Origin of the sequence: Bacteroides sp. (genome assembly GCF_029057325.1) — a bacterium.
Classification (GTDB): Bacteria; Bacteroidota; Bacteroidia; order Bacteroidales; family Bacteroidaceae; genus Bacteroides.
Genome location: NZ_JAICZW010000153.1, coordinates 1 through 16483, shown reverse-complemented (window position 1 = coordinate 16483; position 16483 = coordinate 1). Strand labels below are relative to the sequence as shown.

15 protein-coding genes and 1 pseudogene are annotated in these 16483 nt (G+C 48.6%); 12 read left to right on the top strand and 4 right to left on the bottom strand.

The window, feature by feature from the left end; all coding sequences use genetic code 11:
- Nucleotides 1-631 precede the first annotated feature (631 nt).
- Nucleotides 632-2059: an RNase adapter RapZ gene (locus tag K2G43_RS09745; RefSeq protein ID WP_297645081.1), complete on the top strand. Its 1428-nt coding sequence runs from the start codon at nucleotides 632-634 to the stop codon at nucleotides 2057-2059.
- Nucleotides 2060-2794 carry a nucleotidyltransferase family protein gene (locus tag K2G43_RS09740; RefSeq protein ID WP_297645084.1) on the top strand — a complete coding sequence of 245 codons (735 nt, stop codon included), beginning with the start codon at nucleotides 2060-2062 and terminating at the stop codon, nucleotides 2792-2794.
- A gap of 318 nt (nucleotides 2795-3112) precedes the next feature.
- Here K2G43_RS09740 and K2G43_RS09735 read toward each other — a convergent pair whose 3' ends face one another.
- Nucleotides 3113-4159 (bottom strand): ABC transporter ATP-binding protein, encoded by a 1047-nt coding sequence (locus tag K2G43_RS09735; protein ID WP_300154637.1) that lies wholly within the window; start codon nucleotides 4157-4159, stop codon nucleotides 3113-3115.
- 109 nt (nucleotides 4160-4268) lie between these two features.
- Here K2G43_RS09735 and K2G43_RS09730 point away from each other — a divergent pair, with 109 nt between their 5' ends.
- From K2G43_RS09730 to K2G43_RS09710, 5 genes are all read left to right on the top strand, one after another.
- A complete protein-coding gene (locus K2G43_RS09730) occupies nucleotides 4269-4664 on the top strand; it encodes a DUF1573 domain-containing protein (RefSeq protein ID WP_297645089.1) in 396 nt (131 codons plus the stop codon).
- Between the two features lie 116 nt (nucleotides 4665-4780).
- On the top strand, nucleotides 4781-6772 hold the full coding sequence (locus K2G43_RS09725; protein ID WP_300154634.1) for an oligopeptide transporter, OPT family: 1992 nt from the start codon (nucleotides 4781-4783) through the stop codon (nucleotides 6770-6772).
- Nucleotides 6773-6800: 28 nt separating this feature from the next.
- The gene (locus K2G43_RS09720) at nucleotides 6801-7670 is read left to right on the top strand and encodes an alpha/beta hydrolase (RefSeq protein WP_300154631.1); all 870 of its coding nucleotides are present in this window, start codon (nucleotides 6801-6803) and stop codon (nucleotides 7668-7670) included.
- A gap of 235 nt (nucleotides 7671-7905) precedes the next feature.
- Complete coding sequence (locus tag K2G43_RS09715; RefSeq protein WP_297644306.1) at nucleotides 7906-8694, top strand: N-acetylmuramoyl-L-alanine amidase-like domain-containing protein; 789 nt, start codon at nucleotides 7906-7908, stop codon at nucleotides 8692-8694.
- Between the two features lie 527 nt (nucleotides 8695-9221).
- Complete coding sequence (locus tag K2G43_RS09710; RefSeq protein ID WP_300154628.1) at nucleotides 9222-10205, top strand: hypothetical protein; 984 nt, start codon at nucleotides 9222-9224, stop codon at nucleotides 10203-10205.
- Nucleotides 10206-10233: 28 nt separating this feature from the next.
- Here K2G43_RS09710 and K2G43_RS09705 read toward each other — a convergent pair whose 3' ends face one another.
- Nucleotides 10234-11127, bottom strand: a complete 894-nt coding sequence (locus tag K2G43_RS09705; protein WP_300154625.1) for a helix-turn-helix domain-containing protein — start codon at nucleotides 11125-11127, stop codon at nucleotides 10234-10236.
- A 163-nt stretch (nucleotides 11128-11290) separates the two neighbouring features.
- Here K2G43_RS09705 and K2G43_RS09700 point away from each other — a divergent pair, with 163 nt between their 5' ends.
- The 5 genes and pseudogenes from K2G43_RS09700 (at nucleotide 11291) to K2G43_RS09680 (ending at nucleotide 13879) form a co-directional block, all read left to right on the top strand.
- Nucleotides 11291-11533, top strand: a complete 243-nt coding sequence (locus K2G43_RS09700) for a hypothetical protein (protein WP_300154622.1) — start codon at nucleotides 11291-11293, stop codon at nucleotides 11531-11533.
- The gene (locus tag K2G43_RS09695; protein ID WP_363316960.1) at nucleotides 11533-11988 is read left to right on the top strand and encodes a hypothetical protein; all 456 of its coding nucleotides are present in this window, start codon (nucleotides 11533-11535) and stop codon (nucleotides 11986-11988) included. The genes K2G43_RS09700 and K2G43_RS09695 overlap by 1 nt, the downstream gene beginning before the upstream one ends.
- Before the next feature lie 87 nt (nucleotides 11989-12075).
- Nucleotides 12076-12432, top strand: a pseudogene (locus K2G43_RS09690) (antibiotic biosynthesis monooxygenase family protein); the annotation flags it as partial.
- A 324-nt stretch (nucleotides 12433-12756) separates the two neighbouring features.
- The gene (locus tag K2G43_RS09685; RefSeq protein WP_300154619.1) at nucleotides 12757-13239 is read left to right on the top strand and encodes a hypothetical protein; all 483 of its coding nucleotides are present in this window, start codon (nucleotides 12757-12759) and stop codon (nucleotides 13237-13239) included.
- 211 nt (nucleotides 13240-13450) lie between these two features.
- Nucleotides 13451-13879: a hypothetical protein gene (locus K2G43_RS09680; protein ID WP_300154616.1), complete on the top strand. Its 429-nt coding sequence runs from the start codon at nucleotides 13451-13453 to the stop codon at nucleotides 13877-13879.
- Between the two features lie 79 nt (nucleotides 13880-13958).
- On the opposite strand, the gene K2G43_RS09675 is transcribed toward K2G43_RS09680, so the two are convergent.
- Together K2G43_RS09675 and rlmD are read right to left on the bottom strand one after the other, a co-directional pair.
- Entirely contained in the window at nucleotides 13959-14873 is a 915-nt protein-coding gene (locus tag K2G43_RS09675) for an RluA family pseudouridine synthase (RefSeq protein WP_300154613.1), read from the bottom strand.
- 41 nt (nucleotides 14874-14914) lie between these two features.
- Nucleotides 14915-16342 (bottom strand): 23S rRNA (uracil(1939)-C(5))-methyltransferase RlmD, encoded by a 1428-nt coding sequence (gene rlmD, locus K2G43_RS09670; protein ID WP_300154610.1) that lies wholly within the window; start codon nucleotides 16340-16342, stop codon nucleotides 14915-14917.
- Nucleotides 16343-16483 lie beyond the last annotated feature (141 nt).

Genomic DNA, 16483 nt, shown 5'->3' with positions numbered 1-16483 from the left:
GATCGGGTTTCATGCCACAAAGGTAAAAAATATAATGTAAAAGAAAGGATGACCAACCGGAAATATCCGCTGACCCACATTTTTGGTTGACAATCTTTCCGGGGCAGCTGATATTTTTGCGGAGTAGCAACACATCAATTAGGTGCAAAAAAAAGGCTATCTATCCCAGACAGCCAATCTTTCTTGTTAACCTTAAATCTAATACTATGAAAAACACAATGCAAATATACAGACTTTCCCGAAATCTCCAAAATCCGGGAGCATAACGACCGATTTTATAACACGGTTTAATAGGAATACGCTCTTGTTAACACATTTATGTCCCTAAACAAAGAAAATCATGCAGTCCAAAAGGCGGCAAACCCACGTTTTATTCATTTACAGGAGTTAAAGAAATTAGCAGAAGAAGGAGTAGTCAGCTGACAAGTCGGCTTAGGAGTTAAAGTCAATGCTCCTGCAACGGCATTATGCACAAAGGTATCGGCTTTAACTCCTTTAACTTCTAACGAAGCGAAGTGATAACTCCTTCAACTCTCGTAAAGAACCGCAGGAAGCCTCCATTTTTCTCTGCAAAGAGAAGCATATTTCAGACAAAAGCCCTAACTTAGCCGCCAAAACAAAAGATACAATTATGATACTTGAAGAACTAAAGAAGCTCTACATCGCACATACCGGACACGAACCGGAACAAATAGACGAACTGCCTTCATCCGGCTCCAACCGCCGTTACTTCCGGCTCATCGGAACTCCCACACTGATTGGAGTAAGCGGTGAATCCATGGAAGAGAACCGCGCCTTTCTCTATATGGCAGACCATTTCCGTCAAAAAGGACTGCCTGTGCCGCAGGTGTTTATCCGCTCTGAAGATGACATGTACTATTTGCAGGAAGATTTGGGCGACGTGCTGCTGTTCAACGCCATCGAAAAGGGACGCAAGACAAGCGTCTTCGGTGAAGAAGAGAAACAGTTGCTACGCAAAACCATCCGCCTGTTGCCCGCCATCCAGTTTGCCGGTGCCGACGGAATGGACTTTTCCTATTGCTATCCGCAGGCAGAGTTCAACAGCCGTTCCATCCTATGGGATTTGAATTACTTCAAATATTGTTTCCTCAAGGCAACGGGGCTGGATTTTCAGGAAAACCGTCTGGAAGACGATTTCCAGAAGATGGCCGACGTATTGCTCCGAAGCAGTTCGGCCACTTTCATGTACCGCGACTTCCAGAGCCGCAACGTGATGATAAAAGACGGAGAGCCCTGGTTCATCGACTTCCAAGGTGGACGAAAAGGGCCGGTTTACTACGACGTGGCCTCCTTCTTGTGGCAAGCGAAAGCAAACTATTCCGACAGCCTGCGCAAGGAACTCCTGAAAGAGTACATAGATGCCCTACGTAAATACCAACCTGTCGATGAAGCCTACTTCTATGCCCAACTCCGCCATTTCGTATTGTTCCGCACGATGCAGGTATTGGGCGCTTACGGTTTCAGGGGCTATTTCGAAAAGAAGCCGCACTTCATCCAGAGCGTCCCCTTCGCCATCGAAAACCTGCGCCAACTGCTTCAGGAACCTTACCCCGAATACCCTTACCTTTGCCGGGTGTTGCAGGAACTGACTGAACTGAAGCAGTTCACGGACGATTTGCAAAAACGAAAACTCGTAGTGAAGGTCACCAGCTTCGCCTACAAAAAAGGCATTCCCGAAGACTCGACCGGCAACGGAGGAGGTTTCGTGTTCGACTGCCGCGCCGTGAACAATCCCGGAAAGTACGACCGTTACAAGCCTTTCACCGGACTGGACGAACCCGTCATCCGCTTCCTGGAAGAGGACGGGGAAATCGCCACCTTCCTTGAACACGCATACGCCTTGGTGGATGCTTCCGTCAAACGATATATGGAGCGTGGATTCACCAATCTCTCCGTCTGCTTCGGCTGCACGGGCGGGCAACACCGTTCCGTCTATTCGGCACAGCATCTGGCGGAACATCTGAACAAGAAGTTCGGCGTACAAGTAAACCTGATTCACCGCGAACAGAATATTGAACAAACGTTTTCTGCAAAATAAATGAAAGCCATGATATTTGCAGCCGGCCTGGGCACCCGGCTGCGTCCTTTGACGGACAACATGCCCAAAGCACTCGTCCCTGTAGGCGGAAAGCCGATGCTGGAGCGGGTGATACTGCAACTGAAAGAGGCGGGGTTCAACGACATCACCGTCAACGTACACCACTTCGGGGAACAGATTATCGACTTCCTCCGCACGAACAACAACTTCGGCACGAATATCCACATCAGCGACGAACGGGATATGTTGCTCGACACCGGAGGAGGCATCAAGAAAGCACGTCCTTTTTTAGACGGGGACGAGCCTTTCCTTGTCCATAATGCAGACATCCTCTCCGAAACAGACCTTGCCGCCCTCTATCGCCACCATCAGGAAAGCGGTGCGGAAGCGACCCTGCTCGTCAGCGAACGCCAGACTTCCCGCTATCTTCTTTTCGACGGAAACTACCGCCTCCACGGCTGGCTCAACAAATCTACCGGCGAAATAAAGCCACAAGGTCTCGACTACCGGGAAGGAGCCTTTCAGGAGTTGGCATTCAGCGGCATCCACGTCATCTCCCCTTCCCTCTTCCGCCATTTCGACAACGAACAATGGACCGGAAAATTCTCCATCATCCCCTTCTACCTGTCCGTGTGCGAAAAAGCGCACATACAGGGCTACCCGTTGCAAGGGGTGCGCTGGTTCGATGTCGGAAAGCCTGAAACATTAAAGGAAGCGGAAAGGTATTACCAATAAGACAGGTGTTCCATTCCCCCTGAATGTAAAAAGTTTTTCATTCACCTCCCGCAGAAGGCAGGTCGCGGCCAAAAAGCTCCCGTCCCCACTCTCCTCTTCTTTCCTGCTAATCCGCTCCCTATCCTACCCCTACCAGGGCCTATTCGGCTTCGGACGTTCTTCGGACAAACTCCACTCCCTAGGACCGAAGAATGTCCGAAGAACGTCCGAAGAAACACCGAAGAAACTATGGAGCAGACAAGGCGCGGACAAGAAGAGCAGAAGGCGACGGAGTTTTCGGGCATGGATTTTTCCGTGTAAACATTTATGATTTTCGGGTCAGACAGAAGGAAGACAGGGAAGGGCATCTGCTCCGATATTTTCCACCACCCTCTCCAGCAACTCTTCAATGCTTTGCAGCCTCATCGGCTTCTTGCCTGCACAACGGATCAGCAGGCCAACGCCCTCCTCCGTTTCTTCTATCTCAATGCAGGTCTCCGACTCCACCTCCCTACCGGCCAGGATGCCGTTCCGATGCAACGCCTTGCTCACCATGGCGTATGCAGGCCCGCTCCCCGCGAGGTGTATTCGGACGGTACACTCATTTACCACCCGGAACAGCCCCGTCTCTCTATCGAACGCAATGCCCTTGCGGCTGAAGAAGCGGGCAAGGCTGCCGTTCAGCGAAAGGTCCTCGGGAGTACCGATAGTCACCCCGTTCACCTTGTCCATCAGCCAAAGTTTGTCGGCTATCTGCAACGCCAGCTCCAGGTCGTGTGTAGAAAGAAAAATAGTCTTGTCCGTCTGCCGGCTGAGCCGATGAAGCAGTTGCATCATCTCCACCTTGCTGGGATAATCGAGAAAAGCCGTCGGCTCATCCAGGAAAATGACCGGAGTCTCTTGGGCAAGCGCTTTGGCTATCATCACCTTCTGCCGTTCACCGTCGCTCAAGGTGTGCGCCATCCGCTGTGCCAGGTGTGAAATGCCCACCAACGCAATGGAGTCGTCCACCACAGCTTTGTCCTCCTTCGACAACGTGCCCCAAAAACCGGTATAGGGGATGCGTCCCAACCCCACCAACTCTGTCACGGACATATTGCGGACATCACATCGTTCGGTCAGCACCACGCTGATGACACGCGACAATTGTTTGTCGGTATAGTCGCCAATCTCTTTTTCCCGGATGAATATCTTTCCGTTCAGCTTGGGCTGGAAAGCGGACAAGGTGCGGAGCAGCGTGGACTTCCCCACTCCGTTGGCACCCAACAGGCAGGTCAGTTCGCCACTGTTGATTCCGGCACAGATGCCGTTTGCCACGACCTTCATCCCCGCTTTGGCGGGATAGCCGATGGAGAGGTTCTCGATACGTATGGTTTCTTTCTTCATAGACTTTTTTGTTATGCAGCGCAAATTTAATACTATTTCGCACGTCACAGACACTATTTTTATGAAAAAGAATTACCTTTGCAGCCGTTGAAACATAAAAAAAAGAAAGATGAAGAAAATCGTTTTTTATATGATGCTGCTGATAATGAGCATCGGATATGCGAACGCACAAGGAAAGGCAGACATCAAGTTTGAGAAAACCACCCACAACTTCGGCACATTCTCCGAAAGCAAACCGGTGGTGACCTACACGTTCAAGTTCACCAATGTGGGCGACGGACCGCTGGTGATTCATCAGGCAGTGGCATCCTGCGGATGTACGGTGCCCGAATATACACAAGAGCCCATTCTTCCGGGAAAGACGGGAACCGTAAAGGTGACCTACAACGGCGAAGGCAGATATCCCGGACACTTCAAGAAGTCCATCACCCTACGCACCAACGCGAAAACCGAAATGATGAGGCTGTTCATTGAAGGGGAAATGACTGCAAAAGACAGCAAATAGTTCGTTTATAGCAACTGAATGAAGGAGAATTTTTCAATTCTCCTTTTTTTTTGCTTTCTTTGAAGCCTATAACGGAATCAGAACAACAATTATAAACATAAAAAAATAAAAGACCTATGAAACAAGCAGAAGAACCGATGACCGGATTGCCGGAAAACGCGTTCCGCGAATTGAAACCGGGAGAAGTGTATAACCCGCTGATGAGCCCGGAAAAGAAGTATCCAGAAGTAAACGCCTGGTCGGTGACGTGGGGCATCCTGATGGCCGTCCTCTTTTCGGCTGCCGCCGCCTATCTGGGGCTGAAGGTAGGACAGGTGTTTGAAGCCGCCATCCCCATCGCCATCATCGCCGTCGGCGTATCGGGTGCCGCCAAGCGCAAAAACGCGTTGGGCGAAAACGTCATCATCCAATCCATCGGCGCCAGTTCGGGTGTCATTGTGGCAGGTGCCATCTTCACCCTTCCCGCACTCTACATCCTTCAGGAGACCTACCCGCAAGAGATTACCGTAACCTTTGCGCAAGTGTTCATCAGCTCCTTGCTGGGAGGCGTACTGGGCATCCTGTTCCTTATCCCCTTCCGCAAATACTTTGTGAGCGACATGCACGGCAAGTATCCTTTCCCCGAAGCGACCGCCACGACGCAGGTGCTCGTCTCAGGCGAGAAAGGCGGCAACCAGGCGAAGCCGCTGCTGATGGCGGGCATCATCGGTGGTTTCTACGACTTCATCGTGGCCACCTTCGGCTGGTGGAACGAGAACTTCACCACCCGTGTATGCGGATTCGGCGAGATGGTTGCCGAAAAGGCGAAACTGGTGTTCAAAGTGAATACAGGTGCCGCCGTGCTCGGTTTGGGCTACATCGTGGGACTGAAATACGCCTCCATCATCTGCGCCGGTTCGCTGGCAGTCTGGTGGATTATCATACCTCTCATGTCACTGATATGGGGCGATTCGGTATTGAACCAATGGAACCCGGAAATCACGGCTACCGTAGGCGCGATGGCTCCTGAAGAAATCTTCAAGTATTACGCCAAAAGCATCGGCATCGGCGGCATCGCCATGGCGGGCATCATCGGCATCTTCAAGTCGTGGGGCATCATCAAGAGCGCCGTTGGGCTGGCCGCCAAAGAGATGGGAGGAAAATCGAGCGTGGCAGCGGACGTGAAACGCACGCAACGCGACATCTCCATGAAGATTATCGCCATAGGCTCCATCGTCACATTGCTGCTGGTGGTTCTTTTCTTATACTTCGACGTGATGCAGGGCAACCTGCTGCACACGGCGGTCGCCATCCTGCTCGTGGCAGGCATCGCTTTCCTGTTTACGACCGTGGCAGCCAACGCCATCGCGATTGTGGGCACCAACCCCGTTTCCGGCATGACGCTGATGACCCTGATTCTCGCTTCCGTAGTAATGGTGGCTGTCGGTCTGAAAGGCCCCGGCGGCATGGTGGCGGCATTGGTCATGGGTGGCGTGGTCTGCACCGCCCTCTCCATGGCAGGAGGCTTCATCACCGACCTGAAAATCGGCTATTGGCTGGGCACCACACCCGCCAAGCAGGAAACTTGGAAATTCCTCGGAACGTTTGTCTCCGCCGCTACCGTGGGAGGTGTCATGATTATCCTGAACAAGACATACGGCTTCACCAGCGGACAGCTTGCCGCCCCGCAAGCCAACGCCATGGCGGCCGTCATCGAACCGCTGATGAACGGTGTAGGCGCTCCCTGGCTGCTCTACGGCATCGGTGCGGTGCTTGCCATCATTCTGAACTATTGCAAAATTCCGGCACTGGCATTCGCGTTGGGTATGTTCATCCCCTTGGAGCTGAACGTTCCGTTGGTGGTGGGTGGTGCCATCAACTGGTATGTGACCACCCGCAGCAAGGATGCCGTCCTCAATGCCGAACGTGGCGAAAAGGGAACATTGCTCGCTTCCGGCTTCATTGCCGGCGGTGCGTTGATGGGTGTGGTGAGTGCCGCCATGCGCTTCGGAGGCATCAACCTCGTGAACGACGCCTGGTTGCAGAACACCTGGTCCGAAGTGCTGGCACTGGGTGCTTACGCCCTGCTGATTGTTTACTTCATCAAGGCTTCCTTAAAGACGAAATAATTTCCAAGAAGAGTTAATGCGAACAATCATGAAAAAGATTTTATTCTTACCTCTATTATTTATAACAATGATGTTATCAGCACAGGATTCCGTCGAGCTGCCGTTGTGGCCCGACGGAGCGCCCAATACCAACGGGCTGACCGGCGAACAGGAAGAGTTGGAAGGCGGGCGCGTTGCCAACGTAGCCTGCCCTACCCTGACTGTCTATCGCCCGGCAAAGCCCAACGGCATGGCTGTCATCATGTGTCCCGGAGGCGGGTACGCCCTCCTCGCCATGGGCCACGAAGGACATGATATGGCAGCGTGGTTTACGACACAAGGCATCACGTACGCGGTGCTGAAGTACCGCATGCCGAACGGCCACAACGAGGTTCCCTTGTCGGATGCCGAACAGGCCATCCGCCTGATGCGCAAGTATGCCAAAGAGTGGAACGTCAACCCCCGCCGCATCGGCATCATGGGCGCATCCGCAGGCGGGCACTTGGCGGCTTCCCTTGCCACGCTCTGCGGCAGCGACGCTACCCGTCCCGATTTTCAGATATTGTTCTATCCGGTCATCTCCATGCAGAAGGGTGTCACCCACGGTGGTTCGCGCAAGAACCTCATCGGAGAAACGCCTTCTGCCGAACTGGAACAGAAATACTCGCTCGAGCGGCAGGTATCTTCCCGAACACCGCAAGCCTTCCTCATGCTGTCGGCCGACGACACTACCGTACCGCCTGTCAACAGCATCAACTATTTCCTTGCCCTGCGCGGACAGAATGTACCTGCCACACTACACGTCTATCCCACCGGCGGACACGGATGGGGCTTCCGCGACAGCTTCACCTACAAGCGCCAATGGACCGGCGAACTGGAGAAGTGGTTGCGCGAAGGACTCTCCTTTCCGGAGCAATAACATCGGTGGAAACCACCGCCAACTTATGTAATAAATATGGTTTCACCTTTGTTCCATCCGACAAAAAAGAGGATTATAAACAGCTAATTCGGAAATATTAGAAGCCCGTTAAGAAAATAATCCCATTTGATGAAACTTTATATGAAAAGGATGTAGTAACTTTGCTGCATCCTTTTTTTCGTTCTGAAACGAAGCAAGCGAAGCAAAATAATAATAATCAAATAAAAGAAAGAAAATGAAAGCAATGACTAAATTTTTGTTCAGCACCTTTTGTGCTGCAACCTTGGCAACTTCCATCTCCGCCCAAGATGGAAAAGAAATGCTGAGCAACGGAATAAAGTATCTGGACGTTCCCTACGTGGCCCATACACTGGAGGCCGACGGACCGGAAGAACTGGTTATCAACTGCGATGAAATGGATTGCACCACATTAGTAGAATACGTGCTGGCAGAAACGCTCACCCCGAAGATGGAAAACGGCGATATTTCGGAAAGCGTTTTTGCTGAAAACCTGGTGAAAGTCCGCTATCGCGACGGTAAAATCGACGGATATACCTCACGCCTGCACTACATTGCCGACTGGATAAACAACGGCGTACGCAACGGCTTCCTCCAAGACGTAACAGCAACGATGAGCCCCGACACGGAAAAGCTCTCCATCTCTTACATGTCCTCCCACCCCGAACAGTACAAGCAACTGGCCAACTCGCCGGAGAACGTGGCAAAGATGAAACAGATAGAGCAGGCTTTGTCCGGCAAAAGCATCCACTACCTGCCCAAAGCCAAACTTCCCGTTGCCGGCCTTCCCTGGATTAAGAACGGTGACATCATCGCCTTTACGACCAATACTCCCGGATTGGACGTATCCCATATAGGAATCGCCTTCTATGCCGATGACAAACTTACGATAGTACACGCTTCCTCCACCGAAGGAAAAGTGGTTGTCTCTAAATCGGCCCTTTCCCAAATGCTGAAAGACAACAACAAGTGGACAGGCATCCGCGTGCTCAGAGTAAAGAAATAAATAGAAATAAAAACGTATCCTGAAAAGAGGGTGTGTCATCTGTATGCTGTCCGGGCATATTGACACACTCTCTTTTTTTATGCCGCCGTTGCGGCAACAATGAACAGCCTACCCTCATCCTCCCCTACATGAGAAGAGAACAATCGGGTCACCAAAACCTCTTTCCCGGCAGATAAAAACGTTTCACACTAAAGAAAAACTTCATCTCGCGTGCTGAGATATACATCTCAGCCGCCGGGATATATATCTCGTGCCGCGAGATGTATATCTCAGCACGCGAGATGAAGTTTAAGAGGAATGAAAACGGTTTTTACTGCGTATCCGTTATTGTTTTACTGTGCAGAATAGTACATTTAAACCACTTGCACAGCATCTTTCAAACGCAAGTGGCCCGATAACGCCTTAACAGGTTCTTATTACGAATGCAATAATTATGTAACATGAACGTGCTTTCTTTGTAACCGACGTCAACAAGATAGGCGTACGGAAAGTCCATCCGTCAAACGGAATCAAATACAGCTATGCCAATGAATAAAAGAATAATTTTTGCAAGTCTTATAATAGCCGGTGTCATTACGACCGCACAGGCACAGGATGCTGAAATAGAGAAGCCTAAGGGGAAAGCACTTATACAGGTATTCGGGAATTTTCATACCGGATTCGGAAAAGAGAATGATGACCGGGGCTTTGAGCTGGAACGCAGCTATCTGGGATACGAGTATCAACTGCGCAATGGCTTTTCGGCAAAAGCCATCATAGATATTGGGAAATCGAATGATGTTTCTGATTATCATCGGATTGTCTATATCAAGAATGCAATGGTATCATGGGAACAAGGCAATCTGACATTAAACGGGGGCCTTATTCCTACAACGCAGTTCAACCAACAAGAAAGATTCTGGGGATATCGCTATATCATGAAATCCTTTCAAGACTTATACAACCTTGGCAGCAGTGCCGATTTGGGTATCTCGGTCGCCTACAAATTTGCAGATTGGGGAGCTGTAGATGCGATGATGGTAAATGGAGAGGGGTATAAAAAGGTACAAATAAACGATGGCCTGAATTACGGCTTAGGAGTAACACTCACCCCCCTGAGAAATTTTCAATTCCGCATCTATACAGGCCTCAACGAAAGCGGGGATAAAGATAAAAAAGATAGGATGAATGTGGCCGCATTCGTAGGTTACAAGTGCGCCCGATTTGCGATAGGAGCCGAATACAATTTCATGCGGAACACGGCATACGAAGATGGAGCCGACCAATACGGATATTCAGTATATGCGTCTGTCGGGATGTCTGAGGTGACAGACCTATATGTCAGGACCGACGGCTTATATTCAAAAAAAGATTGGAACAAGACCAATGATGAGCGAACCGCCATCTTCGGAGCGCAATTCAAAGTAGGAAAATACATAAAAATCGCTCCAAATTTCAGAATAAGTTGGCCGATGGCTCATGAGATGGCTAATCGTTACTCCGCCTATCTGAATTTCCATTTCGGGTTCTGACGCAACTTCGATGCGAACGATTCGGTGCTCAACCCCATTCCCGAAAATCTTTAGGTGCATGCCCCGTCTGCTTCTTGAACATGCGGCTGAAGTGCTGGGGATATTCAAATCCTAATCCGTAAGCCACTTGTGCGACGGTGGCACCTGCGGCGAGTTCATTCTTTGCCAGCCGGATGATGTATTGACGGATGTGGTTGCTTGCCGTGTCGCCTGTGGCTTTTTTTATCAGGTCACCGAAATAGTTGGGCGACATGCAAAGTTTGTCGGCGCAGTACTGGACGGTGGGCAGGCCTAAGGAAAGCTGCCGTTTCTCCTCGAAGTAGTCGCGCAACAAGGCGTTGAATTTCATCAGGACATCCGAATTCTCCAACTTGCGTGTGATGAACTGCCGATTATAGAAACGCATACAATAGTTGAGCAGCAGGCCGATGTATTCCACGATGATACGGTCTTGGAAGGCATCGCGGTGGTTTGCCAGCTCATTCTTTATCTGCCGCATCAGCGACACAAAGACATCCCGTTCCTCGTCCGTCAGATGCAGGGCTTCATTGATGTGGTAGTCAAAGAACGTACACTCCTTGATGGTTTTTTCAAGCGGGGTGCCGCACAGCAAGTCCGGATGGAAGAGCAATGCCCATCCGTCCAAATCTATCCGTTCGCCATTATCCTCCTTGCCGCCTATCTGTCCGGGAGCCACACAGATAAGCGTACCGCTTTTATAGTCGTACTTGCCGCAACCGTAAGTTAGTTCCACCGGCAAATGTTCGTGCATGAACATCCCGTACACGCCATAATTATTCAGGCTGTGACGGATGGGCGATATCTCGGCATAGTCGATGACACTGACTAACGGATGTCTGTCCGCCTGTCCATGATAACCGCTGTAATCGCTTACGTTTTTTACTTTCAACACCTTGCTCATAAACTTGTAGCCGTTTGAATGACAAGTGCAAAGATACTCCATTTCCTGCCAACAAACGAAAAGCGGACACACAAAAATCAGTAAAACGGGTATGAACATCCCACTTATTGTCACATCGACATTTCTGCTTCACCTTAACTTTGCGACATCAAAACTATAAAGGATGATGAACGATGATATGGAATTCCCCGAAGAGCTGTATCGTGACGAGGCCGTTTGTTTCATTGCCGGACGTTATCATGTTTTGCCCTGTGAAGTCATACGGCTGTTTCAAGAGCAAAACGACATAGGCATACAGACGGAAGCTAAAACGGAAAAGCCGGAGATGCGATTGGAGGACAATGAAATTGAAATCCTGCGTGGGTTGTTCTGTATATATAAGGAAAACAATAAAGGCATACAATGATGGATAGAAGAAGTTTTTTAACGAGGTCGTCGGTTGCAATCTTGTTGGCTGCCGGAGAATGGACGGGACTGTCGAAGGCATTTGCACGGACATCCACATCAGAAAATAACGGTTTGTCCGATGATAACAGGAAGGACAAGCCGATGGAATACCGCAACCTACGCGGACTGGACGTATCGGCAATCGGTCTCGGATGCCTGCCCATGGTGGGCTATTACGGTGGCAAATATGAAAAGAAAGAGATGATATTTGCCCTCGTGTGGATGCTCTCGCGCAAGCCGTGGATAGCTCCGATACCCGGTACGACCAATCCCAACCATCTGGATGATTTTCTGGGTGCCGCCACTGTCCGGCTTTCGGTTTGGGAAATGGAGGAATTTGACAAGGAATACGCAAGAATAGACCTCATGGGACATCGTGCGGATGTGTTTACGGAGAGCCAGATTGACAAATAACGCCCAATAAATCCAAAACAATAAATGAAGATGAGAAAATCAATACTGACAATTTTGCTTCTCCCCCTTTTATCGTCGTGCAATACGCAACCGGGAATGTGCGCCAAGCAACCGATGTCTTCCGACGGAATCGTACGCCTGTCGAAGATTGAAGTTTATCCGCAACATCTGGACGAGTACCTGAAATACGCCGTCGAAGTGGGCGAAATCTCCCTGCGCACCGAACCGGGCGTACTGACCATGTACGCTGTCAGCGAAAAAGAGAATCCCTGCATGGTGACTATCCTCGAGACATACGCCAGCAAGGAGGCTTACGAGAAACACATCGCCTCGGAACATTTTCAGAAATACAAGCAAGGAACGCTGCACATGGTCAAGTCACTGGTGTTGTCCGACCAGACACCGCTGAATCCGGCAAGCCGAATCCGTAATTTCATTGAATAAAATCATGAACCACATTCAATCAGGCATTTGGAGGTGTGTCAAAACATGCATTTCACTTTCTTTTAGGCACGGATTACACGGATTTACACGGTTTTATTCTTTATTAATCCGTGAAATCCTGTAATCCGTACCTAAAATCTATCATTATGTCGGTTCCTTTTCGTTTTGACACACCTCCTTGCTTTCAGAAACGTGAAAGAGAGTGCATCAGGAAGGTACGATTCTACCTTTTTCTCTATTACTGCCCGAAACATGTCATTATCTCATCTATAATCCCTATTTTTGCAAAACATTAATAAACTACTCATAGAATACATAATACCTATGAATACAGATATAGAAATCAATAAGCCAAGTGCCAAATTTCAGGACGCATCAATCGCCCCAATGCATACCACCGAACATATCATCAATCAAACCATGATTAGACTTTTCGGTTGCGGACGCTCCATATCAGCACATATTGAACGCAAAAAGAGTAAATTGGACTATCGGCTTGCCGCTTGTCCCACAACAGAAGAAATCGGGAAACTGGAAGAAGCGGTGAATGAAGTAATCGCCCGGCATTTGCCTATCACCACAGAGTTCATCACGCAAGAAGAAGCCAAAGGCCGATTCGACTTAGAGCGCCTGCCCGATGACGCCACGGAAACAGTGCGCATCGTAAAAGTAGGCGATTATGACGAATGCCTCTGCATCGGAACCCATGTGGAAAACACATCCGAAATCGGCACTTTCAAAATCATCAGCCACGACTGGGATGAAGAAGCCAAACGTTGGAGAATGCGTTTTAAAATATCCCAATAAACGTATCTCCCCTTTTATCAAGAGGAAGAACAGATTCTGTGAGCCAGGCGGGATGTGATTGTTTCATATTCGTTCCTTATTATAATGCCATTTAATCAATATATCGTTGATATTGCTCACGAAACACTCTGTTTCTTCCTTTTTTATTCGGCTTTTCCGGAGATTTTACGTATGTTTGCTCCCAAGTATGAACTAAATGCAAAAAATAATTATGAAAACTTTGAATTATGTGAAGATGCTGTTGTTGTGTGTATTGACAATGACCATTTCCTCCTGTGGAGACGAATATTATACGGATGATTATTTGAGAAACAGTGATGAGAAGTTATGTGGCAAGACATGGGTAGAGGAATATACTACGGAAGAGAATGATTTTTGCAAGCATCTGTTGAAGTTTGCACAAGACTACAGCGGCAGGGAGATATTCCAGTATTACCGGAATGGGGAGAACCGTCCATATCGGGAAAACTCCTATACCTTTTATTGGAAATGGATGGATGCCGACATGGAAAACCTGGAGATGAACTATGGTGGCGGAGATGTCCTCTTCTTTGATAACGTCTGGATACGCGAGCACAACCTTCAAGGAAAATTAGACGGGGAAATCGTGATGTTTGTAGATGCCGCTTATTATAACTAAGCGCATAGAAGGATAAGCAAAAGGCTGATTCTCCACATTGCGGGAATCAGCCTTTATTTGTCTCATATACGTTTCCTCATTATCCGTTGTGCTTCAGGAGCAATCTCTTGAACTCCCCCGGATAGGGCGTTTCAAAATTCATCTTTTCACCCGTGACAGGATGGCGGAAACAGAGTTTGAAAGCATGCAATGCCAGTCTGCCTATCGGATTAACCTCTTCCAATCCGTAGCGCCCGTCACCAATGATGGGATGTCCTAAGTCCTGCATGTGTACACGTATCTGATTTTTGCGTCCGGTTTCCAAGTCCAATTCCACCAGTGAATAACCGTTGGCACGCTTGATGGTACGATAATGCGTGATGGCTTCTTTCCCACCATCGTCCGTAGGGCTGGAATAGACATAGAGTTTGCGGTCGGTAAGCCAAGAAGAAACGGTACCTGCATTTTTCTCCATCTCTCCTACAACAACCGCCACGTAGCGACGGTCGAACACAATATTGTGCCAGTTGTCGCGCAGGGTGTGCTGCGTCTTTTCATCCTTGGCAAACATCATCAGACCTGAAGTATCACGATCCAGACGATGGACGATGTAAACATGGTGCTGCTTGCCCGAACGCTGCACATATTCGTTCAGTATAGTATAGGCAGTACGCTCCTTCTGTCGCTCCGTATTGACGGACAATAATCCTTGCATCTTCTCAATCACGATGAGGTAAGCATCCTCATATACTATCTTTATCAGCTTGTGGTTGAAATCTTTCCTTCCCTTTTCACGGCTGATTTGCACCTTCATGCCCGGTTTCAGCGGAAAATTGTATTGGGTGGTAATGACGCTATCCACATAAACAATCCGTTTGCTGAGCAATGACTTCAGTTTCGTGCGGCTTGCATCCGGCATCTTGGCTGCCAGAAACTCCATCAGCTCCATCGGTTCCTTCACCAGATAGTCTGTATATTTCGTGCGGGCTCTTGCCACAAAATTCTCTCTTGACACGTTTTCTGTAATTAACGGTTAGTAATTAATGATGATGATTGCTAAACCTCGACTTTGAGTTCCAGTAACACGACGTTTTCCACGTGGTGGGTGTGCGGAAACATATCCACCGGTTGCACGGCCTTTACCTTATATTTGGCATCAAGCAACTGCAAATCACGTGCCTGTGTGGCAGGATTGCAGCTGACGTAAACAATACGCTTAGGCTCGGCAAACAGAATCACATCTATCACGTCCTGATGCATGCCGGCACGGGGAGGATCGGTGATGATGACATCAGGACGACCATATTGGTTGATAAAGTCCTGCGTCAGCATATCCTTCATGTCTCCGGCAAAGAAGAGAGTGTTCTTTATGCCGTTGATTTCAGCATTGACTTTGGCATCTTCTATGGCTTCGGGCACGTATTCGATACCGATGACTTGACGAGCTTGTCCGGATACAAAATTGGCAATGGTCCCCGTTCCGGTGTAGAGGTCATAAACCAGTTCGTTTCCGGTCAGTCCGGCAAAATTACGTGCCACCTTATAAAGGGTGTAAGCCTGTTCTGAGTTGGTCTGATAAAAAGATTTGGGACCTACCTTGAAGCGCAGCCCTTCCATCTCCTCAAAAATATAATCTTTTCCCTTGAACGTATTCACTTCAAGGTCAGTAATGGTATCGTTGCATTTGTTATTGACAATATATAAAAGAGAAGTAATCTCAGGAAATGTATCTGCCACATATTGCAACAGTTGCTTGAACAATGCCATCTCTTCCTCTTTCTCAATCTTGCAAATGAGAATGACCATCAGTTCTCCAGTAGTGGAGGTACGCACAATCATATTGCGCAACATCCCTTCATGGGTACGCAGGTTGATAAACGAATAATCGTGTTCGTATGCGTAATCACGTATCGCGTTACGTATGCGGTTGGAAATATCATCTTGCAACCAACACTTCTCGATAGCAAGCACCTTGTCAAATGCGTTGGGAATATGGAAGCCCACGGCATTCATCTGCTCATACACTACATTCTGCCGCACCTCCTCAGTAGTCAGCCAACGTTTGTTGGAAAAAGTATATTCCAGTTTGTTCCGATAGCATTGGATCTTCTCCGAACCTATTATCGGAGATATTTCCGGAAGCTCAATCTTACCGATACGGGTAAGGTTGTCGGTCACTTGCTTTTGTTTGTATCTGATTTGCTCGGAATATGGAAGGACCTGCCATTTGCAACCGCCGCATACACCGTAATGTTGACAGAACGGAACGGCTCTTATGGAGGAATACTCATGGAACTTTACCGCTTCGGCTTCCGCATAATGATGCTTCTTCCTTTTGATTTGCAAATCAACGACATCACCAGGAACAACGTATGGCACAAAAACAACCAAATCATTTACCTTTGCGATGGCTTTTCCTTCGGCAGCCACATCTGTAATTGTTACCTTCTCCAATAGGGGAAATTCTTTTCTCTTTCTTGCCACTTTTATACCAGTCTAATAAATTTGTCGGCAAAAGTAGTTATTTTTTTCGGTAAACCTTTTAATGGAACGAAATATTGAAGATTGCAATGTGGAAATTGCATTTTTATCGAAGTTTTTATCTGAAAAGTTTTAATAGTAGGC